The 23320-nt window shown below is 70.5% G+C and carries 24 protein-coding genes; 8 read left to right on the plus strand and 16 right to left on the minus strand.

The annotated features are described in order from the left end of the window. Positions 1–26: 26 nt before the first annotated feature. The gene (locus CEY15_RS06740) at positions 27–254 is read right to left on the minus strand and encodes a DUF3107 domain-containing protein (RefSeq protein WP_017836608.1); all 228 of its coding nucleotides are present in this window, start codon (positions 252–254) and stop codon (positions 27–29) included. A gap of 289 nt (positions 255–543) precedes the next feature. On the opposite strand from CEY15_RS06740, the gene CEY15_RS06745 reads away from it, so the two are divergent. Continuing rightward, the gene (locus CEY15_RS06745; protein WP_095717920.1) at positions 544–2112 is read left to right on the plus strand and encodes a DEAD/DEAH box helicase; all 1569 of its coding nucleotides are present in this window, start codon (positions 544–546) and stop codon (positions 2110–2112) included. 26 nt (positions 2113–2138) lie between these two features. After that, positions 2139–3461, plus strand: coding sequence for an Rv3212 family protein (locus tag CEY15_RS06750; RefSeq protein ID WP_017836610.1), 1323 nt, complete (start codon positions 2139–2141; stop codon positions 3459–3461). Between the two features lie 37 nt (positions 3462–3498). On the opposite strand, the gene CEY15_RS06755 is transcribed toward CEY15_RS06750, so the two are convergent. Then, positions 3499–3936, minus strand: a complete 438-nt coding sequence (locus tag CEY15_RS06755; protein WP_141244220.1) for a hypothetical protein — start codon at positions 3934–3936, stop codon at positions 3499–3501. Between the two features lie 387 nt (positions 3937–4323). Here CEY15_RS06755 and CEY15_RS06760 point away from each other — a divergent pair, with 387 nt between their 5' ends. Further along, the gene (locus tag CEY15_RS06760) at positions 4324–4572 is read left to right on the plus strand and encodes a WhiB family transcriptional regulator (protein ID WP_017836612.1); all 249 of its coding nucleotides are present in this window, start codon (positions 4324–4326) and stop codon (positions 4570–4572) included. Between the two features lie 94 nt (positions 4573–4666). Here CEY15_RS06760 and CEY15_RS06765 read toward each other — a convergent pair whose 3' ends face one another. After that, the gene (locus CEY15_RS06765; RefSeq protein WP_017836613.1) at positions 4667–4882 is read right to left on the minus strand and encodes a biotin/lipoyl-binding carrier protein; all 216 of its coding nucleotides are present in this window, start codon (positions 4880–4882) and stop codon (positions 4667–4669) included. Between the two features lie 104 nt (positions 4883–4986). On the opposite strand from CEY15_RS06765, the gene CEY15_RS19105 reads away from it, so the two are divergent. After that, the gene (locus CEY15_RS19105; RefSeq protein ID WP_371204257.1) at positions 4987–5061 is read left to right on the plus strand and encodes a 50S ribosomal protein bL37; all 75 of its coding nucleotides are present in this window, start codon (positions 4987–4989) and stop codon (positions 5059–5061) included. A gap of 74 nt (positions 5062–5135) precedes the next feature. Here the strand turns inward: CEY15_RS19105 and CEY15_RS06770 are convergent, their stop codons facing one another. After that, positions 5136–5480: a zf-HC2 domain-containing protein gene (locus CEY15_RS06770; protein WP_017836614.1), complete on the minus strand. Its 345-nt coding sequence runs from the start codon at positions 5478–5480 to the stop codon at positions 5136–5138. Next, entirely contained in the window at positions 5480–6157 is a 678-nt protein-coding gene (locus CEY15_RS06775; protein ID WP_017836615.1) for a sigma-70 family RNA polymerase sigma factor, read from the minus strand. Before CEY15_RS06775 ends, CEY15_RS06770 begins: the two co-directional genes overlap by 1 nt. Before the next feature lie 98 nt (positions 6158–6255). Between CEY15_RS06775 and CEY15_RS06780 the strand changes: the two genes are divergently transcribed. Continuing rightward, the gene (locus CEY15_RS06780; RefSeq protein ID WP_095717810.1) at positions 6256–6798 is read left to right on the plus strand and encodes an aminoacyl-tRNA deacylase; all 543 of its coding nucleotides are present in this window, start codon (positions 6256–6258) and stop codon (positions 6796–6798) included. Between the two features lie 32 nt (positions 6799–6830). Here CEY15_RS06780 and CEY15_RS06785 read toward each other — a convergent pair whose 3' ends face one another. Then, positions 6831–7625, minus strand: coding sequence for an SOS response-associated peptidase (locus tag CEY15_RS06785; RefSeq protein ID WP_095717811.1), 795 nt, complete (start codon positions 7623–7625; stop codon positions 6831–6833). Between the two features lie 41 nt (positions 7626–7666). On the opposite strand from CEY15_RS06785, the gene aroA reads away from it, so the two are divergent. Together aroA and rsgA are read left to right on the plus strand one after the other, a co-directional pair. After that, positions 7667–8989: a 3-phosphoshikimate 1-carboxyvinyltransferase gene (gene aroA / locus CEY15_RS06790; protein ID WP_095717812.1), complete on the plus strand. Its 1323-nt coding sequence runs from the start codon at positions 7667–7669 to the stop codon at positions 8987–8989. Positions 8990–8993: 4 nt separating this feature from the next. Further along, on the plus strand, positions 8994–10043 hold the full coding sequence (gene rsgA, locus CEY15_RS06795) for a ribosome small subunit-dependent GTPase A (protein WP_017836619.1): 1050 nt from the start codon (positions 8994–8996) through the stop codon (positions 10041–10043). Positions 10044–10090: 47 nt separating this feature from the next. Here rsgA and CEY15_RS06800 read toward each other — a convergent pair whose 3' ends face one another. The 4 genes from CEY15_RS06800 to CEY15_RS06815 form a co-directional block, all read right to left on the minus strand. Beyond that, positions 10091–11209 (minus strand): ferredoxin reductase, encoded by a 1119-nt coding sequence (locus CEY15_RS06800; RefSeq protein WP_017836620.1) that lies wholly within the window; start codon positions 11207–11209, stop codon positions 10091–10093. Between the two features lie 147 nt (positions 11210–11356). Continuing rightward, a complete protein-coding gene (locus CEY15_RS06805) occupies positions 11357–11878 on the minus strand; it encodes a DUF6912 family protein (RefSeq protein ID WP_095717813.1) in 522 nt (173 codons plus the stop codon). A 31-nt stretch (positions 11879–11909) separates the two neighbouring features. Further along, a complete protein-coding gene (locus CEY15_RS06810) occupies positions 11910–13325 on the minus strand; it encodes a wax ester/triacylglycerol synthase family O-acyltransferase (RefSeq protein ID WP_095717814.1) in 1416 nt (471 codons plus the stop codon). A 3-nt stretch (positions 13326–13328) separates the two neighbouring features. Beyond that, a complete protein-coding gene (locus CEY15_RS06815) occupies positions 13329–13739 on the minus strand; it encodes an HAD family hydrolase (RefSeq protein WP_095717815.1) in 411 nt (136 codons plus the stop codon). Positions 13740–13870: 131 nt separating this feature from the next. Between CEY15_RS06815 and CEY15_RS06820 the strand changes: the two genes are divergently transcribed. After that, positions 13871–14449: a hypothetical protein gene (locus tag CEY15_RS06820; protein ID WP_245847349.1), complete on the plus strand. Its 579-nt coding sequence runs from the start codon at positions 13871–13873 to the stop codon at positions 14447–14449. A gap of 6 nt (positions 14450–14455) precedes the next feature. On the opposite strand, the gene secA is transcribed toward CEY15_RS06820, so the two are convergent. From secA to mtrA, 6 genes are all read right to left on the minus strand, one after another. Continuing rightward, positions 14456–17227, minus strand: a complete 2772-nt coding sequence (gene secA, locus CEY15_RS06825; RefSeq protein WP_176475042.1) for a preprotein translocase subunit SecA — start codon at positions 17225–17227, stop codon at positions 14456–14458. 170 nt (positions 17228–17397) lie between these two features. Continuing rightward, entirely contained in the window at positions 17398–18081 is a 684-nt protein-coding gene (gene hpf / locus CEY15_RS06830; protein WP_017836627.1) for a ribosome hibernation-promoting factor, HPF/YfiA family, read from the minus strand. 233 nt (positions 18082–18314) lie between these two features. Further along, complete coding sequence (locus CEY15_RS06835; protein WP_017836628.1) at positions 18315–18920, minus strand: ComF family protein; 606 nt, start codon at positions 18918–18920, stop codon at positions 18315–18317. A gap of 165 nt (positions 18921–19085) precedes the next feature. After that, a complete protein-coding gene (locus CEY15_RS06840; RefSeq protein WP_095717818.1) occupies positions 19086–20825 on the minus strand; it encodes an LpqB family beta-propeller domain-containing protein in 1740 nt (579 codons plus the stop codon). Then, positions 20822–22549, minus strand: coding sequence for an MtrAB system histidine kinase MtrB (gene mtrB / locus CEY15_RS06845; protein WP_095717819.1), 1728 nt, complete (start codon positions 22547–22549; stop codon positions 20822–20824). Before mtrB ends, CEY15_RS06840 begins: the two co-directional genes overlap by 4 nt. After that, a complete protein-coding gene (mtrA, locus tag CEY15_RS06850; protein ID WP_017836631.1) occupies positions 22546–23226 on the minus strand; it encodes an MtrAB system response regulator MtrA in 681 nt (226 codons plus the stop codon). Before mtrA ends, mtrB begins: the two co-directional genes overlap by 4 nt. Positions 23227–23320: the final 94 nt, after the last annotated feature.

Below are 23320 nucleotides of genomic sequence, written 5' to 3' on the forward strand. Positions count from 1 at the left end.
GGACACCCACTTTGTTCAGCAGTCTCCTAGGAGAGGAACCCCACCGGGCGGCGCGCCGACTCGCCGATCTCGACGTAGGCGACCCTGTCGGTCGACACGAGATAGCGGCGGCCCTTCTCGTCGTCCAGCTCCAGGACCGCCTTGCTCTCCGCGGTGAGAGCGGCCTCCACGCGGGCGTGCACGTCCTCCGGGTTCATCCCGGTCTTGAACACGAGCTCGCGATTGCTGTCGGCGATGCCGATCTTGACCTCCACGGTGCCTGCCCTTCTCATCGTCGGCGCATGCCACGCCGTCGTCGCTGATACGTGGGACCCAGGCTAACCCGGACCCGGTGTCCCGCGGCGTCACGGGATAGGGTGGACCCACGTGGATCACACCCGCGCCCGGTCGATAGTCCGGGCCCCGCACCAAAGGATCCCCGTGGAAATGTGCGCGCGCCCCGCTCGCCGAGGCCGTCCATCGGAAGGCCCGTCCTCCCGCGCGCGAGACGAGAAAGGCACCGCCCTGTCCACCACAGATGTGACCACCAGCGAAGTCGACGGCATGGCCACGACGACCGCGGTCGTCGACGCCCCGTCCTCCGACGCCTCCCCCAGCTTCGCCGAACTCGGGGTCCGTCCCGAGATCGTCACCGCGCTCGGTGAGCGAGGCATCACCCACACCTTCGCCATCCAGGAACTGACCCTGCCGCTGGCCCTCGCCGGTTCGGACCTGATCGGTCAGGCCCGCACGGGGATGGGCAAGACCTACGGGTTCGGGGTGCCGCTCCTACACCGCATCTCCACGGGCGAGGTGACCCGGGAACTCGACGGCACGCCCCGAGCCCTGATCATCGTGCCCACCCGCGAGCTGTGCGTCCAGGTCACCCAGGACCTCAAGATCGCCGCCACCGGGCTCACCGCCCCGGGCCGATCGGGGACCCGCCCCCTCAAAGTGCTGTCCATCTACGGCGGCACCCCCTACGAGCAGCAGACCGACGCTCTCGAGAAGGGCGTCGACGTGGTGGTGGGGACCCCCGGGCGACTGCTCGACCTGGCCAACCAGTCGAAGCTGGTGCTCGGCAAGGTCGAGGTGCTGGTCCTCGACGAAGCCGACGAGATGCTTGACCTGGGCTTCCTGCCGGACATCGAGAAACTGCTCCGGATGGTGCCGGACCAGCGTCAGACCATGCTCTTCTCGGCCACTATGCCCGGACCGATCATCACCCTGGCCCGAACGTTCCTCACCAAGCCCACGCACATCCGGGCGGAGGCCGCCGACTCCGGCGCCACACACGAGAACACCACCCAGTTCGTCTACCGCGCGCACTCCATGGACAAGCCCGAGGTGGTCTCGCGGATCCTCCAGGCCGAGGGACGTGGCGCCACGATGATCTTCTGTCGCACCAAGCGCACGGCGCAGAAGTTGGCCGACGACCTGGCCGAGCGGGGATTCCGGGTGGGGGCGATCCACGGTGACCTGGGCCAGGGCGCGCGCGAGAAGTCACTGAAGGCCTTCAGGTCCGGGGACGTCGACGTCCTCGTGGCGACCGACGTGGCGGCGCGCGGCATCGACGTCGACGACGTCACCCACGTCATCAACTACCAGTGCCCCGAGGACGAGAAGACCTACGTCCACCGGATCGGCCGTACCGGACGAGCCGGACGCAAGGGCGTCGCTGTCACCCTCGTCGACTGGGACGACCTGCCCCGCTGGGGCCTCATCGACAAGGCTCTCGGCCTGGGCCACGGCGAGCCCGCCGAGACCTACTCGACGTCCCCCCACCTCCGCACCGACCTCGGCATCCCGGAGGGCGCGGGGGGCCGGGTCGGGGCCGCGACCGGGACCGGCTCCGGCCGGCGACCGGCCGATCGCGACGCCCGGGGATCCGGGCGCGGATCCGGCACCCCTCGTCGGCGCACGCGATCCGGGCAGTCAGGGCAGTCGGGGCAGCCCGGGTCCGGCGATGCGGGCACAGCCTCCAACACCAACACCGCCTCCGACTCCAGCCCCGCCTCCGACTCCGGCCCGGCCGGTGGCGACGCCGCGGGCGGCGGTGACGGCACCCCGAGGCGTCGTCGGCGTCGTCGGCGGAATCCCTCGTCGTCCTCCGAGTCCACCGGCCGGGACTAGAACCGACCTCCACCCCTGGAAGGCACGTGCGCACACTCAGGAGAGGGCCCGGCCGCCGGCTGCCGTTCGCCGGAGTCGCCCCCGAACGCCGGACGCGACGAGACCTCGTCACCGCCGGGGTGATCGCCGTCGTCATGGTGGTGACGGCGGCCGCGGTGCTGCTGTCCGGCAGCGCGGCCGGGTCACAGCTGCGTGCGGCGGGGTCAGAACAGCCCGAGTACGGTCCGGCCACCGAGCCCCCGACCTCGCTCCAACCGCTCTGGTCGCACGAGTCCGCCGACCCCGGTCCCCCGCTCACCACCAAGGGCACTCTCGTCACCGTCTCCCCGGACGGGGTACTCGTCGGTCGGGACGCGGGATCCGGCGAGGAGCGCTGGTCCTACACGCATGCGGGGCGGTTCTGTGCCGGGGCGTTCTACGCCGATCGACTCGTGGCCGCGTTCGACGGCGCCTCCGGGTGCAGTGACGTGACGTCCCTCGACCCGACCAGGCAGGAATACGCGAGCACCAGGCAGAGCGCGTTCGCGGACTCCATGGAACTCACCGCGTCCTGGAGACACGTCCTCGCGTTCAGTCCGGACCGACTCGAGATCTGGCGCGACGACCTGGTCCGGACCGTCGAGTACGGGGCGGTGAGCGCACCACAGGAGGCCGGGATGCAGCCCCGGGCGGGGTGCACGCTCGTGACGGCCGACCTCACCGACGAGCGCTTCGCGGTGTCCGAGCGCTGCCCCGGCGAGGAGTCCGTCAGGCTGACCATCTCCGAGACCGTCCCCGAGGACAACCGTGCCCCCGAGGAGATCGCCTCGGAGCCGACCGGTGCCGATGGCCTGTGGATCATCGAGGTGACCGAGCAGGGGGTCCTGGCGCTCCGGAACCAGGGCCCCGATTGGACCGTCGAGTGGTTCACCTCCCCCACTGAACACTCGACCGTCCTCGTCCTGGAGGGTGAGCCGGGTGTGCTGCCCTCACCCCTGTCCGTCTCGGGCGACAGTGCTCAGGTCCGGTGGTTCGACGGGCGCTCCACGCACGCCTTCGACGGGCCGTCCGGGAGGCACTCCTGGACGCTAGGGGCGTCGACCGGCCCCGGATTGACCGGTGGGTGGTCCCCGGACCCGGAGGCCCATGCGAACGACGAGTGGGTACTCGTCCCCGTCGACGACGCCTTCGCGCTCCTCGACCACGACACCGGGCGCGAGGTCCGCCGTCTCCCCGGGGCCCCCGCGACAGGGGGCGAGGTGACAGGGGGCGATGTGACTGCGGACGGGGTGACGGGACTCGCCCAGATCGGCGACATCCTCTACGAGAGCCGGGCGGGCCTGGTCCACGCGTACAAGTTCCTCGACTGATCCTGCCGCCGGGTACCCGGGTTTCCGGTCGATCAGGTCACGCGGCGTACCACTCGATCGCGTCCCTGCGGAACAACGAGACCAACGCGACCGCGCAGATCACGGCCAGGAGCAGGCCTGCGAGGTACTGGTCCGAGCCCACGCCGACGTACCAGGCCACGAACAGCAACAACAGTTCGGCGATCACCACCAGACCCCGGCCCCACCGGCGCCCCCGCAACAGTCCGACGCCGGCCGCGAGAAGACCTCCACCGAGGATCGCGAACCAGACCGCGGTCCCGTAGCCACTGATGACGACGGTCTCCTCGCGATGGCCACCGGCCGCACGGATGGCGAGCGCCACAGCCACCCCCACACCGATGAGCCCCTGCACCGAGGAGATCCACCCGGCCACCCGGACGGGCGTGGGGATGGCCGCTCGGGGATCACGCCCATCCAGCGGCGGACGGTGGTCGTCAGGTCGGGTCACGTTCACCTCCACAGACTATGTCGCGGCTGCGACCGAACCCGCACCACCCTTGCGGACTGGACTCCGTTTAACCCATTACAGCGCCTGGCGTGGGCTTTCAGCTCGATTTGACAACCGGGGTGACCTTTGCCACATCGCATCACGAGAGGGTTGACTTGTCATGGAATCGTGGCACGATCGTTCGTAACAGCGCAGACGCACAAAGTTTGCATTGCCTTAACCGAGAGCTCTTCCGTCAGGAGCGAGCCCGAGGAGAGGGTACACCCCCCACCACATCGCCGGATGTGAAAGTACGTGTACGTCCGCGCGCCGATCTTCGCACATCGGCGCGTCGACGTCGTCTTCTCGTGTCCGGTTGACCCGATAACGGTCTCGTAACCGTAAGGAGTTCCCATGGACTGGCGCCACAAGGCCATCTGCCGCGACGAGGATCCCGAGCTGTTCTTCCCCGTCGGCAATTCCGGACCCGCCCTCGCCCAGATCGCCGAGGCGAAGATCGTCTGCAACCGTTGCCCCGTCACCGCCGAGTGCCTGGCCTGGGCCCTCGAGTCCGGCCAGGACGCGGGCGTCTGGGGCGGCATGAGCGAGGACGAGCGTCGCGCTCTGAAGCGTCGTCGCGCCCGCACCCGCACCTCGGTCTGATCAGCACCGTCTGATCAGCACCGCCTGATCGACACGAAGGCCGGTTCCTCTCCCCCGTGGGAGCGGAACCGGCCTTCGTCGTTCCGGGCGGACGTCAGCCGATCACGGCGATGAGATCACCGGCCTGGATGACATCCCCGGGGGCCACGGCCACCTCGGTGACGGTGCCGGCCGTCTCGCACAACACCGGGATCTCCATCTTCATGGACTCGAGGAGCACGATGGTGTCGCCCTCGGCGACCTCGGTGCCGACGGCTGCGACGACCTCCATGACGTTCGCGACCATTTCGGCACGGACCTGTTCAGTCATTCGGATGTTCCTCTGCTTTCCTCACGCGGCGGCCCCCGGACTCCCTAATGCAACCACACAGGGGTTCTCGTGGGAGACTTGTACACCGACGAAAGGAGGCGACCATGGGCAAGCGTGGCCGCAAGAGGCGGGATCGCCGCAAGAACAAGGCCAACCACGGCAAGCGTCCGAACAGCTGAGTCCGGACCACCAGAACCGAGTGGAGGGGCGGGCACCGACACGGTGCCCGCCCCTTCACTCGTCCACCGGGGGGTCACTCGGTTCGGTGATGTCCCTCCGCATTGCGCCGGTGGACGGTCGTGGTCCGGTGCACCACCGTCGTGCCGTCGGCGTCGGTGGTGGTGACCGTGGTGCGCCGGATCTCCACCATGAGCCGTTCCCGCAGCCCGGACGGCGCCTTCTCGCAACACGAGCTGGACAGCTTCGCCTTGAGCCGACGCTCGGACAAGAAGAGCTCCCGGCAGTGGGGGCACCCGGCGAGGTGGTGCTCGAGCCTCGAGCGGCACGCGTCGTCGCATTCGAGGTCCACGAGCAGGGACAGGTCGCGCCGGGCGGCCTCGCAATCGATCCGATCCAACCGCGGGTCGTGCTCCCTCATCACGACGCACCCCCCGCCCTGTCGCGACCGAAGCCACGCTCGGTCGCCACGTCGCGGAGCAACTCACGGAGCTGCTTCCGGCCCCTGTGCAGGCGCGACATCACGGTTCCCAACGGGGTGTCCATGATCTCGGCGATCTCCTTATAGGGAAGATCCTGGACATCCGCGTAGTAGACCGCCATCCGGAACTCCTCCGGCAACTGCGCCAATGCGGCCCGGATCTCGTCGTCCGGCAGCAGCTCCATCGCCTCGACCTCCGCCGAGCGCAGTCCGGTGGAGGTGTGTTCCGCGGCGGCCGCCAGCTGCCAGTCCGTGATCTCCTCGGTCGGATACTGGGCGGGTTGGCGCTGCCGCTTGCGGTAGTGGTTGATGTACGCGTTGGTCAGGATGCGGTGCATCCAGGCGCGGAAGTTCGTCCCGGGCTTGAACGAGTGGAAGCCCGCGTACGCCTTCGCGTACGCCTCCTGCACGAGGTCCTCCGCGTCTGCCGGGTTGCGGGTCATCCGCAGAGCGGCACCGTACAACTGGTCGAGAAGCGGCATGGCCAACTCCTCGAACTGCTCGGCACGTTGGTCGGACTCGTCGGGCTGCAACTCTGTCGGCAACCGGTACTCCTCACCTGTCGGTGACCCGGAGTCTATCCGCACGCCGGGGGCGTCGAGGACCGCGGTCCGCATCGCACCCTCCTTCCCTCGCCCCGGAACCGTCCCGGGTACCTGCTCTCACCAACACCCGCCTCTCGCGCGCTATTCCACCGCGCCCCGTCACTACGCTGGTGTGGGTGACACGCAAACGCGCGGGACAGCGCACACCCGCCACCGCGGCGACCCCTGCCGTCGCCGCCCTGCTCTCCGCGGGCGTCGACCACGTGGTGCACACCTACAGCGCAGGCGCCGGTGCCTTCGGCGAGGAGGCCGCACGCGTCATGGGCGAACGCCTGGGGATCGACGGCGACAGGGTGTTCAAGACGCTCGTGCTGGCGACGGCCCGCCCACCGGCGGGGACCCGGACCCCGCTGGCGGTCGCGGTCCTACCGGTCACGGCCATGCTCGACCTCAAGGCCGCCGCCGCCGCACTGTCCTGCGGAAAGGCCTCACTCGCGCCCGTGGAGGTGGTGGAGAAGACCACCGGGTACGTGGTCGGCGGGGTCTCGCCCCTCGGGCAGAAGAGGGCCCTGGCGACGGTCGTGGACCGGTCCGCGTCGGACCACCCCACCATCCTGTGCAGCGCCGGCCGGCGGGGATGGGAGATCGAGCTCGCACCCGCGGATCTCGTCGCCCTCACCGGAGCCACCACGGCGGCGATCACCGCACGGTGACGCGCCGGGGCGGTCCGGTCGGATCTGTCCGGTCAGAACAGCATCCCGGCGGTCGGATCCACCGGGCGCACCAGGTCCGGACCCTCGTTCCGGACGTTGGAAACCGCGCGCGAGACCGGCCGGATCTCCACCCGGTCGGCCCACCGACCCAGGTCACCGCCCGCCCCGTCGACCAGCGCCCGGGGGTCGCCGATCACGGACGGGTCGAGCCAGTCGGAGACCACGGACGGGTCCACCACGAGCGGCATCCGGTCGTGGACGCGGCGCAGCGGACCGAGCGCCTCGGTGGTGAGGATGGCGCACGAGAGCTGGGTGACGCTCTGGTCGGTGGGATCACGCCGGGCTTCCCACAGCCCCGCCATGAGCAAGCCCTCGGTCCCGGGCAGACTCATGTGGAACGGCTGCTTGGGCCCCGCCCGGCCCCCTGACGTCGCCGGCTGGCCGGGGACCCACTCGTACCACCCGTCCATCGGCACCACACAGTGGCGCCGGGCGACGGCGGTGCGGAACGACGGCTTCTCGAAGGCGGTCTCGACCCGGGCGTTGAACAGGGTCGGCAACCTCGCCGGGTCCCTGGCCCAGGACGGCACCAGGCCCCAGCGCATCGAGCGCAGGACCCGCCGGGGGGTCCCGCTCGGGTCGAAACGCTCGCGCGGGGCGTCCAGGACGAGCGCCGCGATGGTCGTGGTGGGTGCGATGTTGAACCGCGGCGAGACCGGACCCCGGTCGGGCCACAGCCCCGGTGGGGGCGACGAGGCCTCGTCCACGGCGTCGAGTTCCACCGCGAGCCGCGCCGGATCCGAGGAGAGCGAGAACCGTCCACACATGCGGCCCATCCTCCCACCCGGGCCGGGCGGGATCGGAGAGGATGCGCGACAATGACCAGGTGAGTCATTGGAACGCACCCGTCGCCGACACGCCCGTGCACGCCGTGGTCCCGGTGCCCGGGTCCAAGTCGCTGACCAACCGCGCCCTCGTGCTGGCCGCACTGGCCGACTCCCCCGCGCGGGTGAGCGGGACGTTGCGAAGCCGGGACACGGACCTGATGATCGGGGCGCTCCGTGCGCTCGGAACCCGCATCGAGGGTCCCGCGGGACCGCTCGGCCCGGACGACACCGACCTGCTCGTCACACCCGGGCCGTTGCACGGGGCGGACATCGAGTGCGGCCTGGCGGGGACGGTCATGCGATTCGTGCCACCTCTGGCCGCGCTCGCCACCGGCACGTCGACGTTCGACGGTGACGCCGCCGCGCGGGTGCGTCCCCAGGCCACGGTCCTCGACGCGCTCCGCTCTCTCGGGGCCGACGTCACCGGGGACAGGCTCCCGTTCTCGGTGTCCGGGACCGGTTCCCTCCGGGGCGGACGGGTGGAGATGGACGCCTCGGCCTCCTCGCAGTTCGTCTCCGGACTGCTGCTCTCCGCCGCCCGTTTCGACGACGGGGTGGACCTGGTCCACGTGGGTGCCTCCGCCGTCCCGTCCGGTCCGCACATCGAGATGACGTTGGCGATGCTCAGGGACGCCGGGGTGGTCGTCGAGCAGCCCACCGCGTCGTCCTGGCGCGTGGCGCCGGGGCCGATCTCCGCCGTCGACCGGGTGGTGGAGCCCGACCTGTCCAACGCCACCCCGTTCCTCGCCGCGGCCGCCGTCACCGGCGGGTCCGTGCGCGTGCCCCGCTGGCCGGTCTCCACCACGCAACCGGGGGACGCCATCCGCGGGATCCTCGAGGAGATGGGCGCGTCGGTGACACTCGAGACCGCGGACGGGGCGGATCACGGGACCCTCGTCGTCGTCGGACCCGACCACCTGTCACCCCTGGTCGCGGATCTGTCCGCCATCGGTGAGCTCACCCCGACGATCGCCGCGCTGTGCGCGCTCGCCGACGGACCGTCCACGCTCACCGGGATCGCGCACCTTCGTGGGCACGAGACCGATCGGCTCGCCGCTCTCGCCGCCGAACTCGGCGCGGTGGGGTGCGAGGTCACGGAGCGAGCCGACGGCCTCGAGATCGTCCCGGGGCCCCTGCACGGCGCCCCGTGGCGGGCCTACGCCGATCACCGGATGGCCACCGCCGGTGCCATCATCGGCCTCGGTGTACCCGGAATCGAGGTGGACGACATCGACTCCACCGCCAAGACCATGCCGGGGTTCACCTCGATGTGGACCGCCATGCTCGCCGGCGGGACGACGTAGCGTCGTGGCCACCAGGCGGGGCGGGAGCGGCGCGCGCGGCTGGGACGAGTCCGACATCCGGATCCGGCCGGGCAAGGGATCGAGGCCCCGCACCAAACGCAGGCCCAGCCACGCCGACGCGGCGTCCGCGATGGTCGTGAGCGTCGATCGGGGACGCTGGGGATGCGTGCTGCTGGACGACGGACCCGACCACGTCGCCGGCACCCGGATCGTCACCATGCGGGCCCGCGAGCTGGGTCGCACGCCCATCGTCGTGGGCGACCACGTCGGCGTTGTCGGTGACCTCACCGGCACCCGGGACACCCTGTCGAGGATCGTCAGGGTCGCCGAACGCAGCACGGTACTGCGCCGGACCGCCGACGACTCCGACCCGTACGAGCGGGTGGTGGTGGCCAACGCCGAACTACTCCTCATCGTCGTCGCGGTCGCGGACCCCCCGCCTCGCGCCGGCTTCGTCGCCCGCGCGCTCGTGGCGGCCTACACGGGCGGGCTGGACCCCGTCCTGTGCCTGACCAAGGGCGACCTGGACGACCCGTCGGTGTTCGCCGCCGAGTTCGAGGCACTCGACGTCCCCGTCCTGCGGACCGGGATCGACGACGACCTCGGGGCCCTGCACGATCGGATCGACGGCCGGATCTCCGCCATGATCGGCCACTCCGGGGTCGGCAAGTCCACCCTCGTCAACCGTCTGATCCCCGACGCCCGCCGGGCGACCGGCGTGGTCTCGGGCGTGGGTAAGGGCCGGCACACCTCGACCCAGTCGGTCGCCCTCGAACTGGGGTCCGGGGGCTGGGTGGTGGACACCCCGGGGATCCGGAGCTTCGGACTGGCGCACGTCTCACCCGACGACGTGGTGGCGGCGTTCTCCGATCTGGACGAGATCGCTCAGGACTGCCCGCGGGGCTGCACCCACCAGGGCCCGCCCGCCGATCCGGAGTGCAGGTTCGACACCGTCACCGACCCCGCAGTCCACCGACGTGCGCTGGCCGTCCGAGAACTCCTCGGCGCCCTGCAGTCCAACGACGCGTGGGCACTCGGTTCGGATCAGGACTGAGCACGGATCGGGGGCGAGCAGGGGCCGGGGGCGGCGCGCCGACGCGGTCAGAGCTTGAGTTCGACGTCCCCCAACGCCACCGAGACGCAGGTCTGGATCCGCTCACCGGGCCCGTGGTCGGTGCCATTGCGCAGGTCGCGGACGTGCCCCTCGTCGAGTCCCACGACACACGTCTGGCAGATGCCCATCCGGCAGCCGAAGGGCATCTGCACGCCCACCTTCTCCCCGCCCTCGAGGATGGTGGTGGCACCGTCGAGCTCGACGGTCTTGCCGGTCGACCCGAACGTCACGGTGCCGCCCGAGGCTCCGGCGTCCCGGTTGACGGTGAAGCGCTCCACGTGGAGGTCGTCCCGGTCGGTGGCGTCGAAGTGCTCGTCGAGCTCGTCGAGCATCGCGTTGGGGCCGCACGCCCAGGTCGGTCGCTCCGACCAGTCGGGGACGAGGGCGGACATCTGGCGCGAGTCGATGCGGCCCTCCTCGCTGGTCACCCGGAGATGCAGGACGTAACCGGGCTGGGTCTTCTCGAGGGCGCGCAGCTCGTCGTAGAAGAGCGCGTCGTCCCTCTCACGCACCGAGTGCACGTGGACGACGTCCGGGAACGGCTCGGTGACCGAACGGCGGTCCAGGGACCGGAGCATCCCCATGACCGGGGTGATCCCGGAACCGGCGGTCACGAACATCAGCTTGGGAGGGGTCGGCGTCGGCAGGTGGAAGTCGCCCGCCGGCGCCGCGAGGCGGACGATGGTCCCGGGTTCGACGGTGCCGACGATGTGGTTGCTGAGAAGTCCCTCCGGCAGCGCCTTGACGGTCACCGAGTACTCGCCGCGGCCGGTGGTGGGGGCCGAGGTCAGGGAGTAGGAGCGCCAGGTCCAGCGGCCGTCGAGGAGGACGCCGATTCCCAGGTACTGGCCGGGCTGGTAGTGCGGGGTCGCGCCCCAGCCGGGCTTGATCACCAGCGTGACGGTGTCCTCCGCCTCGCGGCGCACCGTGACCACCTCGCCTCGCAGTTCGCGGGAGGACCACAGCGGATAGATGAGCGACGAGTAGTCGTCCATCCGGAGCGGGTGCGTGAGGCGGTTGAGGAATCGGTGCGCGGCCCGTGGTTCCGGAACCCTCGCAGCCGCTGCGCGCAGTACACGGTTGAGCCCGCTGGTCGACTCGGTCACTGGTGCCTCCTTGAGACCGGGGACCGCACGACCCGAGGACCGGGCCGACGGTGCCGGAGATGAGAACCTACGGTAGCGAAGGGTAGCGCCTGGCGGGCACCCCACGGGCATGATCCCGCCCAACGGGCGCAGACTCTCCGACCCTCTTCAGAGCAGACTCAACAGGAACGGCAGTTCACCCGCGTCGTACCAGGCGAGGTCGATGTCGAGTGCGTCGCCCACGGTGAGCTCCGCGTCCTCGTCGCCCAGATCAGCACGGTCCACGGCCTCGACCGCGGCCTCGACGGCATCGGCGGCGCCGGCCAGGTCCACGTGGACGGCGGCGATCTCCTCCATCGCCACGGTCCCCCTGGACAAGCGCACCACGGCGGTGTCCAGATCCGGTCGCGGCTGGGCGTCGGCGTCGAGGACGTCCACACTCACCACCACCCGGCGGTAGGGGTGCGTGTCGTGCACCGCACCGGAGTCGATCTCTCCACCCAGCAACCGCAGCGAGGCACGGGCCGCCTCGAGGTACGCCACGTGCTCGATCTCCTCCGTGTCCCCCTCGGCGTAGGACTCCACGAGCGCGGGGGTCGCCGCGAAAGCGGTCCCGCTGCGGACGGGCATCTCCCCGCTGTCGAGCAGTGTCTCCAGCATCGCGAGCGTGGCGGGGACGAACAGACGCATGATGGTGCCTTCCTCGGGTGGGCGGTGCGGGTCAGCGGGAGGTGCCGGTGAGCTCGTCCAGCGCCGAGGAGATGAGCTCCCCGATCTCCTCCACGTCCGGCACCGCCTGACGGTCCGCGGTGAACCCGCAGTAGACGACCCCCGAATAGCTGCTCATCGACACGGCCAGCGCCTGACCGTCGAGCAGCGCCGGGACGGGATAGACCTCCGCGAGCTCACCGTCACCCCAGAACATCTTGTGCTGCGGGCCGGGCGCGTTGGTGACGACCAGGTCGTAGCTGTCCGACGGCAACATGATCGCGGCGCGGGAGCCCAGCGCGTGCAGGGTGGGCGGGGCGAAACCCGAGAGTCGGGCCAACGACTTGGCGCCCACCGCCTGTCTGGGATGCCGCTGGGTGGCCGTCTCCCTGGAGATCTGCGCGAGCCGCATCCTGGGGTTGGGCTCCCCCACCGGCATCCCGATGAGCGCGGAGGCGATCTCCGCGGAAGTCGCCTCCGCGGAGGCCTCGGGACCATCGGAACCCTCGGCCGGGCCCGACTCCGAGGACACGGCCATCGGGACGATCGCGCGGAGCGTGTCCGCAGTGGACAGGGGGTGACCGCAGGACAGGATCCACGACCGCAGTGCCCCGCAGAGGACTGCCAGGACCACGTCGTTGACCTTGCAGCCGTGCTCCCGGGCGATCTCGCGTGCACGGTCCAGGGGGAACGACGCCAGCCCGACACGGCTGCCTCGGGGTCGGGAGGTCCGGAACATCTCCGCGAGTCCCCCGGCCGGGCGCAGAACGGTCAGGCTCGCGGCGCCGACCAGACCCCGGCTCGCCCTCTCCACCGCGTTCACCAGACGGGCGGAGCGCCGGACCAGCTCCAGGGGGTCCGTGGCGATGGTGATCAAGGCGTCCAGCACGAGCACCCCGTCGCCCGGAGACGGGACGGGGGTCCAGGTGGCCACCTCGTGTACGTCCGCCGACGCCTTCTCGTCGGTCATGAGGACCTGCGCGAGGTCCACGGCGTTGGGGCCGCCGAGCAGGACGTGATGGGTCTTGGTGAGCACCGCCAGCCGCCCGTCGGCGAGGCCCTCGATGAGGTAGAGCTCCCACAGTGGCCGGCCGGGTTCGAGCGGACGGTCGACCAACCGGGCCACCAGATCGGCGAGCTGCCGTATCCCGCCGGGAGCCGGCAGGGCGGACCGCCGGACGTGGAAACTCAGGTCGAAGTCCGGATCGTCGACCCAGACCGCCCGCGCGAGACCGAAGGGGACGTACCGGATGCGCTGCCGGAACCGGGGCGCGTCGGCGAGCCGGGCGTCGACGAACTCCATCACCCGGTCGATGTCCCAGGGATCGTCCCGGGAGACGAGCGCCAGGGAGCAGGAGTGCCGACTCCGTGATCGGGTGGCGTCCCCGAGGAGCAGATCCGCGTCCGCCGTCGCCAGCCTGGCCGCCACCGGTCAGACCGCCTCGTCGAGTCCGAGCAGCCCGCGGATCTCCACGGCCGCGCGGTCGAACACCTGATAGAACACTCCGATCATCCCCGTCTGGACCGCGCCCAGGACGTTCTCGATCGCGTCGTCGACCATCACGCACTCGCGCGGCTCCAGCTCCAGGCGGCTGGCCGCCTCGAGGAACGCCTCGGGATCGGGTTTCTCCACTCCGGTCCGGCCGCTGAGCACCACGTGATCGATCCCGTAGGCACGGGCGTCCTCATGCACCCGGTCGGCACCCGGACCCTCGGGCTCGTTGCTGAGGACCGCCAGGCGTACGTCGTTGGCACGTGCGCCGATGAAGATCTCCCGCCAGCTCTCGCGGTCCTCTTCCGTGCCGTCCAGCACCCCGAAGTAGTCGACAATCAGTCCTCGCATGGCACCAGCCTAGGCAACGCCCGTCGACGGTGCAGAGGTGGAGCCGGAACCGTCCTCTTTGCCCCGCGCGTCACACCATATAGAGGGATGCGAGACCGGCCCGGTTCTCGTCGTAGGGAGCAGGAGTGCACATGACCCCGACACCAGTGACATCGACCCCCGTGTCGTCACCGTCGACAGGCCGGTACGCGACCTCCCGGGAGTGTGGGTCGGACGAATGCATGGTCAGGCCGCTGCTCTCGACGGAGCCCGGCTCCGACTCCCGTCGGCACGACCGCGCGAACGGCCCGGTCACCGACACCGTCCCGGTGGCGGTCCCGGTGCCGGATCCCGAGGACGCGGTGCCGGTGCCGGCGCGGCGGGCAGCGCACGCGCTGGTGATCATGGCACTCGAGGTGGTCGACCGAAAGCGGACACCACGCAACACCCGGGGAGCGTTCCCGCCCCACCTCATCGAGATGCTCGGGACGGTGGCCCGCGGCGGCGTCCCCGGCCGCGCCCTCGGTGTGGCGCGGATCTACCGCCTCCACATCCACCCCGCCGATCCGGGAGGCGCGGACTCCTCGGGAGCCCCCGGGTCCCCGGGTGGCGGTGGCCGGGACTACGAGGTCTGCGCCACATACGCCCGCGGGCCGCGACTGTTCGCCGTCGCGGCCCGCATCCGGGTCACCGATACCGGGGCGACCTGCACGGCCCTCCGGTTGGTCTAGGGACCGTCAGCCCTTGCGCCCTCGGGACGCGGCCTTGGCCGCACGCTCACGGCGATCGAGCCGGTCCTGCCGTTCCTGGGAACGGCGCTCGGCACGGTTCGCCGGGGCGCTCTCGTCGACGAGCTGCGCCTCACCCGTCTCCGACGGGCCCGAGAACTGCATCTGGTCGTCGCTCACGTCGCGGCCCGTGCCCGCGGCCTGCAGGATCGGATTGGCACCCGCGAGAGACGCGGCCTGCGCCGCCGAGGGCGCCGCCACCGACTTCTGCTGCTGACCGGCCTCGACCTTGACGTTGAACAGGAACGCGACGGTCTCCTCGCGCACACCGTCCATCATCGCCGAGAACATGTCGTAGCCCTCGCGCTGGTACTCGACCAGGGGGTCGCGCTGGGCCATGGCGCGCAGCCCGATGCCCTCCTTGAGATAGTCCATCTCGTAGAGGTGCTCGCGCCACTTCCGGTCCAGGACCTGGAGCATGATCGACCGCTCGAGCTGGCGCATCGCGCCCTCGCCGCCGATGCCCTCGATCTCGGCTTCACGCTCGTCGTACCGGGCGAAGACGTCGTCGAGGATCGCGTCCTTGAGGTTCTTGGCCGACAGGTCGCCCGACGCACCGTACTCGTCGCCGTCGATGATCGACTGCGCGGTGATCGAGACAGGGTAGAGCTGCCCGAGGGCGTCCCACAGCTTGTCCAGATCCCAGTCCTCGACGTACCCCTCGGCGGCGGCGCCGTCGACGTACGCACTGATCACCTGGTAGATCATCGACTCGACCTGGTCGGTGATGTCCTCGCCCTCGAGGATCCGCTTGCGCTCGCCGTAGATGACGGTGCGCTGCTGGTTCATCACCTCGTCGTACTTGAGCACGTCCTTGCGGATCTCGAAGTTCTGCGATTCGACCTGCGTCTGGGCGTTCTTCACCGCCCGCGAGACCATGCCCGCCTCGATCGGCACGTCGTCGGGCAGGCTCAGCCGGTTCATGATCGCCTCGACGGCCGCGCCGTTGAACCGGCGCATGAGCTCGTCACCCAGGGACAGGTAGAACCGGGACTCACCCGGGTCGCCCTGGCGACCCGAGCGGCCGCGCAGCTGGTTGTCGATCCGCCGGGAGTCGTGTCGCTCGGTGCCCAGGACGTAGAGACCGCCGGCCTCGCGGACCCGCTCGGCCTCCTCCTTGCTGAGCTTGCGCATGCGCTCGATCTCGGCGTCCCACGCCTCCTCGTACTCCTCCGGGGTGTCGACGGGGTTGAGTCCGCGCTCACGGAGGTTGAGGTCGGCGATGATGTCCGGGTTGCCACCGAGCACGATGTCGGTACCACGACCGGCCATATTGGTCGCCACGGTGACCGCACCCGGGCGACCGGCCTGGGCGATGATCTGGGCCTCGGACGCATGGAACTTCGCGTTGAGGACGTGGTGCTTGATGCCCTTGCGGTTGAGCTGCCTCGACAGGTGCTCACTGCGCTCGACGGACGCGGTGCCCACGAGGACCGGCTGCTTCTTCTCGACGCGCTCGGCGATGTCCTCCACCACGGCGGCGAACTTCGACTCCTCGGTCTTGTAGATGAGGTCGGCCAGGTCCTCGCGCGCCATCGGCCGGTTGGTCGGAATCGGCATGACCTCGAGCTTGTAGATGGAGTAGAGCTCGGCGGCCTCGGTCTCGGCCGTACCGGTCATCCCGGCCAACTTCTCGTAGAGACGGAAGTAGTTCTGCAGGGTGATGGTGGCCAGGGTCTGGTTCTCGGCCTTGATCTCCACCCGTTCCTTGGCCTCGATGGCCTGGTGCATGCCCTCGTTGTAGCGGCGCCCGTCGAGGACCCGCCCCGTGAACTCGTCCACGATGATCACGTCGCCGTCGCGGACGATGTAGTCCTTGTCCTTGGTGAACAGCTCCTTGGCCTTGATGGAGTTGTTCAGGTAGCTCACGAGCGGCGAGTTCGCCGCCTCGTAGAGGTTGTCGATGCCGAGCTGGTCCTCGACGAACTCGACGCCCTGCTCGGTCACACCGATCGTGCGCTTCTTCCGGTCGACCTCGTAGTGCGTTCCCTCCTCGAGCAGGGGGGCGATACGGGCGAACTCCCCGTACCACTTGCTCGACCCGTCGGCGGGGCCCGAGATGATCAGCGGGGTCCGCGCCTCGTCGATGAGGATCGAGTCGACCTCGTCGACGATCGCGTAGTTGTGGCCACGTTGGACCAGCTCCGCGGTGTCGTGCGCCATGTTGTCGCGGAGGTAGTCGAAGCCGAACTCGTTGTTGGTGCCGTAGGTGATGTCGGCCGAGTAGGACTCCCGCCGCTGCGCGGGGGTCATGCCGCCGAGGATGGCTCCGACAGACAGTCCGAGGAACCGGTGGACGCGACCCATCCACTCGGCGTCGCGCTTGGCCAGGTAGTCGTTGACCGTGACCACGTGGACGCCCTGGCCGGACAGGGCGTTGAGGTAGGCGGGGAGCACACAGGTCAGGGTCTTGCCCTCACCGGTCTTCATCTCCGCCACGGCGCCGGTGTGCAGGACGATGGCGCCGATGATCTGCACCTTGTACGGCCGCTGCCCGAGCACCCGGTAGGCGGCCTCGCGGGCCACCGCGAACGCCTCGGGGAGCAGGTCGTCGAGCGTCTCACCCTTCGCCAGCCGAGCCCTGAACTCGTCGGTCTTGTCGCGGAGCTCGTCGTCGGTCAGCTTCTCCGTCGCCTCGGACAGGGTGTCCACGTAATCGGCGAGAGCGCTGTACCGCTTGAGCTTTCGACCTTCGCCGGCTCGGAGCAGCTTGGAAAGGATGGACACAGTCTCGAACGTCCTCGTGGTCGGGTTGATCGGAATTCTGGCTACCTGCGCGGGGTCCACGCGGGCCCTCGGTTCATCCTAGGTGCTGTGGGCCTCGGATACACGCCGCGGGCGGCCCGGTCCATTCGGACCGGACCGCCCGCGGGGCGTGCGAGCCGTGACCGTCAGGCCTCGTCGCTCAGCGTGATGAGCCCGTAATCGAACGCGTGCCGCCGGTAGACGACGGTGGCGCGCCCGGACTCGGCATCGCGGAAGAGGTAGAAGTCGTGTCCCACGAGCTCCATCTTCTCGAGCGCGTCGTCGACCGACATCGGGGTCCCGTCGTGCTCCTTGCGGCGCACGATCTGGCCTGGCAGCTGATCGTCGTGCCCGTCGGCGTACTCGTCCATCACGTCCGCCGGCGCGGCCTCGGACGCGAGTTCCGCGGTGGCCTCGGCGACGGACTGCGGTCGACGGTGACCGGAGTGGCTGATCTTCCGCCGGGTGCGGGCCTTGCGCATCTGCCGCTCGAGCTTGGCCACCGCCGACTCCAGGGCGGCGTAGAAGGTGTCCTCGGCGGCCTCCGCGCGGGCGACGCCCGGCTTGCCCTTGAGGGTGATCTCGATCCGCTGGCTGGCCTTGGCCAGTCGTGGGTTCTTCTCGTGCAACAGGACCACGTCGAACCGGGTGATCGCCGGCGAGATCTTCTCGATCTTCGCGAGCTTGGTGTGGATCCGGGTCGCGAAGTGGTCGGGGACCTCGACGTTCCGGCCCTTGATTGTCACCTGCGCTTCAGGGGCACCGGGGTCGTCGGTCGACGGACCGTCGAAGGTGGCGGGGTCGAGCAGGACTGCGGGGGTCTTCGCCATCGAAGCTCCTCCTCATCGGGCCTGCGGCGGGCCCCGGAGACCGGCCCGGTTACCGCCCGGGACACCGGTCGAGGGACCAACCCACATGGCTGAGTGGACACTCTCCGGACGCGGAACACCATCGGCAAAATTCTCGTGAACGCGCTGGTGAACCCCGTCCGACGCCCACATTACCCGGTCGCCAGCGCACCGGACCGCAGTGGGCGCAAGTCGTCCAGAAGTCACCCTCGCCCTCAGGCGGCGGTGACCCCGAGGACGCCGTCGACGCGCAGACCGCCCTCGCCCAGCACACCGACGCACGCGGCGGCCGTGGCCCCCGTGGTGACCACGTCGTCCACCAGCAGGACGGTCGCCGGCGTCTCCAGCACCTCGGTGACCGTCGACGGCGCCCCGGGCGTGGCCCGGATCAGGGTGTCCGGTGATCGCCTCCTGATCCGGCCGGAGAGATTGCCGGACCTCGCCCGCGCGTCCAATCCGGCGGCGTCGCGGACCCTGCCCCGGATCTCGAGCAGCGGGGCCACGGCCACGGGTCCACCCGGGACCGACCCCGCCAGTTCGGCCGCGAGGACGTCCACGAGCCCCCGGACGTGGTCGAACCCGCGTCGACGGCGCGCCCGCCCGGACGCCGGGGCGGGCACGAGGACAGTCGGACGTTCCGACGCCTCCGCGATCTCGCCCTCCGCCCTGAGCGCGTCGATCCCTGCCGCGAGCGCGACACCGAGGGGGGCGGCGAGGTCGGGGCGGCCCCGGTCCTTGTACGCCGACACGGCCCGGGCGGCGGGCCCGACGTGCCGGGCGAGCGCCCACACGGGCACCGGGAGGTCCGCGCGTGTCCGCACGTGCAGCGGACTCCCACCGAGGCTCAGGGCGCACTGCGGACACCATCGCTCCCGCGCGCGCCCGCACCCGGCACACTCGAGCGGGACCAGCAGATCCGCCAGCGCCGCGGACCACGCGGTGCCCGACGGGCGCCCCCGTCTCCCGTCGGCCCCCGTCGGCACTCGTCAGCCCGCGACGACCGGATCCGCCCGGATGGCGGCCAGTCCGTTGATCTCCCGCCAGTAGCGATCCCCGGTCTCGGCCACCGTGTCGAGCCGCAGCAGGGACCGCTGGTCCACCACGTACACCTCCCGGCCCGCGGCGGCGATCGCCGTGACGGGTCCGGCGATGTTGCGCTGCGAGAGCGGCGTGGTCATCGCGCCGTCGACGGTGATCGTGGTGACGGGTACCTCCGTGGTGTTCTGGCCGATCACGACAGTCGACCGGTCGCGCCACGCCACGACGGCGGCCGTCTCTCCCAACGCCCTCCCGATCTGCCGGAACGTTCCGGCGAGCGGCTGCCCGGTCTCCGCGGAGAGGGCGCCGATGAACACCTTGCCGTCGACCACCACCGCCAACTGTGCCCCGGACGGATCGATCCTCAGGCCGGTGAACCGGGAGCCGAGGGCGCGGAGCGGGGCGCCGTCCATCTCCTGGACGGACGGGGCCTGCACCCCGATGCCGACCCGCACCAGCCTCGTGTCGTCGACCATCACCCAGGCGCGCCCGTCCACGGGGTGGAAGGTGGGCCCGGTGAGGGTCTGGGCGACGAGGGCGTCGTCCGGCTCGCCGTCGACCGCGCCGATCAGCAGCCGTTGGGGCGCCGCGCGGTCTTCGCCGGCGATGACCGCCAGCGCTTCACCGTCGTGCGAGAGGGTCGCACTCCGACCCCCGCGGACCTGTGACCACGGGCCCCCCGCCGGTCTGGCCCCGGAGGCGTCCAACCTCACCAGGCCGTCGGCGGCGGTGAGCGCGTTGCGCATCGGTTCGACCGGCGGATACGGGTCGAACGTCCGGACGTCCTCCGTCGTCCACCCGTCCGCGAAGCGTTCGTCGAGCGGCGCGCCGTCCCGCTCGAGCCGGTACGGTCCGGGAACGTCCGCACGGGCCAGGGTCCACACGACCTGGGCGGCGAACTGCGTGGTGGCCTGGCTGCTCAGCACCGGCAGGCCCGTGAAGTCGATGGCGGTCCCGGCTCCCTGTTGCCCCTCGGCGGAATCGTCGGGACGAACCGAGACCGACGCCGGGATCCGGGACAGGACGGCGGACTCGAGCCCCGGTCGGGGCCCGGTGGCGAGCAGGTTGACCAGCGAGAACTCCAGGTCGGTCCGGTCCGCGGCCGTCCACCGCGTGTCGGGGACCAGCGAGTCGCCGGATCCGGAGAGGAAGAACAGGTCGCGCTGGGCGTAGGTGGAGACGAACTCGGTCCGCTCGAGCACGACACCCGGGGGAAGCTCGTCGATCCGCCACTGGCCGTCCCGCCGGGCCAGGCCGATCGTCACCTCGAGTTGCCCGACGTCCTCCCTGAAAATGCCACCGGGATCGAGCGACCCGACCTTCTCGGCGCGCAGGGTGTACTCCGCGCGGTCGGCGCCCCGTCCGCCCTCGGCGCTGAGATCGGCCCGCAGGACGATGGTGGTCTGAGCCGAATCGTCCCAGGAGTCGGCCGCCTCCGGGGTGAGGAACTGCCGGGCCGCGGCGTGGCGCTGGTCCGCGATCGCCGCGGCCTTGAGGAAGTCGCGGACCAGCAGGTCCGGTTCCTGGTCGGGAACCGGGGTGGGGACGGCCAGTCCGGCACCGGACGGCGAGAACGTGTCGATGACCTGGGGGGACGACGACGAGGGCAGGGTCGCACAGCCGGACGCGGCCAGCACGGTCGCGCAGATCGTCGCGATCGCGACGAGGAGTGCCCGGCCGCGGCTCACGAACGGACCTCCTCGGAGCCGGGGACACGCGTCAGGGGCGTTGGGGACCCCGTGCGCACCAGCCGCGCCTCGTCCTCCGGTGTCAGCGGCAGCGGGCTCGAGGTGAGGGTTCCGCCGTGGCGACGGGGGATGGTCAGGCGGAAGCACGACCCCTCCCCCGGGCTCCCCCAGCAGTCCAGACGACCGCCGTGGAGCTTGGCGTCCTCGAGCGCGATCGCCAGACCGAGCCCGGTCCCGCCCGACCGACGGACCCGGGAGGGATCGGCGCGCCAGAAGCGGTTGAACACCAGCGACTCCTCGCCGGGCTTGAGCCCCACGCCGTGGTCGCGGACCGAGACCGCGAGGGCCGCCTCCGACCCCCGGAGGGTCACGCGCACGGGCTTGGACTCCGAGTGGTCGAGGGCGTTGGCGATGAGGTTGCGCAGGATGCGCTCGACCCGACGGGAATCCACCTCGGCCATCACCGGTTCGGACGGCATGTCCAACTCCACCTGGACTCCCGCGGACTCCGCGATGTGCGACACGGTGGACACCGCGTCCTCGACCGCCCCCCGCACGTCCAACGCGGCCACCGACAACTCCGCCATCCCGGCGTCGTGGCGGGAGACCTCGAGGAGGTCGGTGAGCAGGCTCTCGAACCGGTCGAGCTCGGACTCCAACAGTTCCACCGCGCGCTTGGTCGGGGGATCCAGGTCCCCGGCCGAGTCCGAGATGATGTCGGCCGCCATCCGGACCGTGGTCAGCGGGGTACGCAGCTCGTGGGAGACGTCCGAGGTGAACCGCTTCTGCAGGTCCCCGAACTCCTCCAACTGGGTGATCTGGTCCGACAGGCTCTGCGCCATGTCGTTGAACGCCATGGCCAGTCGGGCGACATCGTCCTCTCCCCGGATCACCATCCGTTCCTTGAGGTGGCCGTTGGCGAACCGCTGCGCGATCGACGCCGCCTGGCGGACCGGGAGCACCACCTGTCGTGCGACCATCCACGCGATCGCTGCGCTGAGCACGATGATCGCCAGGCCCGCTGTCGCGACGATCCCGCGCATGATCCCGAGGGTCTGCTCCTCGGCGATGAGCGGGTAGACCAGGTAGAGCTCGAGACCGGGGATCGAGGAATCCGTGGGGGTGCCGATGATGAGCGCCGACGTCTCCTCGTCGCGGAACACGACCGGCTCGATCTTCTGCGCCACGAGGCCCCGCTGCACCAGCGCCTGGAGGTCCGCCGGCACCTGCGCGTCGGCAGGGCTGACGACCTGCCCGCGGCCGGTCTGGTCGGGGACCACGAGGATCGGCTCGAAGGTTCCCGCGTGGACGGATTCACCCTCCGCGGCGACACCCCGCTCCCCGAGTGCGCTGCGCGCCTGGTCGAGCCGTGACTGTTCGCTCGTGCCCTCGTCGGTCGCGGCGATCTGCGCCTCGACGGTGACCCGCAGCCTGCCCGTCTGCTCGACCGCGGCGTCGAGCTTGGTCGAGAGCAACTGTGTGGCCATCTGGCTCTGCAACATGAACGCGATCGTGAGGATCACCCCCATCGACAGCGCCAGGGTGGAGGTGACCACGCGGAGCTGGAGGGAACGTCGCCACATCCTGGCGATCCGCATCCCCATAACGGTGAGATCCAGGTCCCGGAGCCGCTCCCTGAGCGTCGGCGACGAGTCGGCCACGTCCCTGGTGTCGCGCTCGTCGCCGGAGGACGCCGACGCGTCGTCCGTGCGACGGTCGGTCACGAGACCGGACCGGCCTTGTACCCGACGCCGCGCACGGTGAGGACGACCTCGGGGTTCTCCGGGTCCTTCTCGATCTTCGCCCGCAAGCGCTGGACGTGGACGTTGACCAGCCGGGTGTCGGCCGAGTGACGGTAGCCCCAGACGTGCTCGAGGAGCACCTCGCGGGTGAAGACCTGGCGGGGCTTTCGCGCGAGTTCCACGAGCAGGTCGAACTCCAGCGGGGTGAGCGGAATCGGGGTCCCCTCCCGCGTCACCGTGTGGGCGGGCACGTCGATGCTCACATCCCCGATGTGCAGGAGTTCGCTCGGCTCGTCCTCACCACGCCGCAGCCGCGCCCGGATCCGGGCCACCAGCTCCTTGGGCTTGAACGGCTTCATGATGTAGTCGTCGGCCCCGGACTCGAGTCCCAGCACCACGTCCACGGTGTCGGTCTTGGCGGTGAGCATGACGATCGGCACCCGCGACTCCCCGCGGATGTCCCGACACACGTCGATTCCGCTCCGGCCCGGGAGCATGAGGTCCAGCAGGACCAGATCGGGTTGGACCGCGCGGAAGGTCTCGATGGCCTGGACACCGTCGCCCACGACCTCGGTCTCGAACCCCTCGCCCCGCAGGACGATGGTGAGCATCTCTGCCAGGGCGGCGTCGTCGTCGACGACGAGGATCTTCGGGGTCATTGTCACCACTTGTGTCGGCGTGTGTGTCGGCATGTGTTCATGAAGACCTTACCCGTCCCGCACGCGCGGGACGGGGCCGCGCCTCGGCTCGGTG

Source organism: Dietzia natronolimnaea (genome assembly GCF_002289575.1).
Taxonomy (GTDB): Bacteria; Actinomycetota; Actinomycetes; order Mycobacteriales; family Mycobacteriaceae; genus Dietzia; species Dietzia natronolimnaea_A.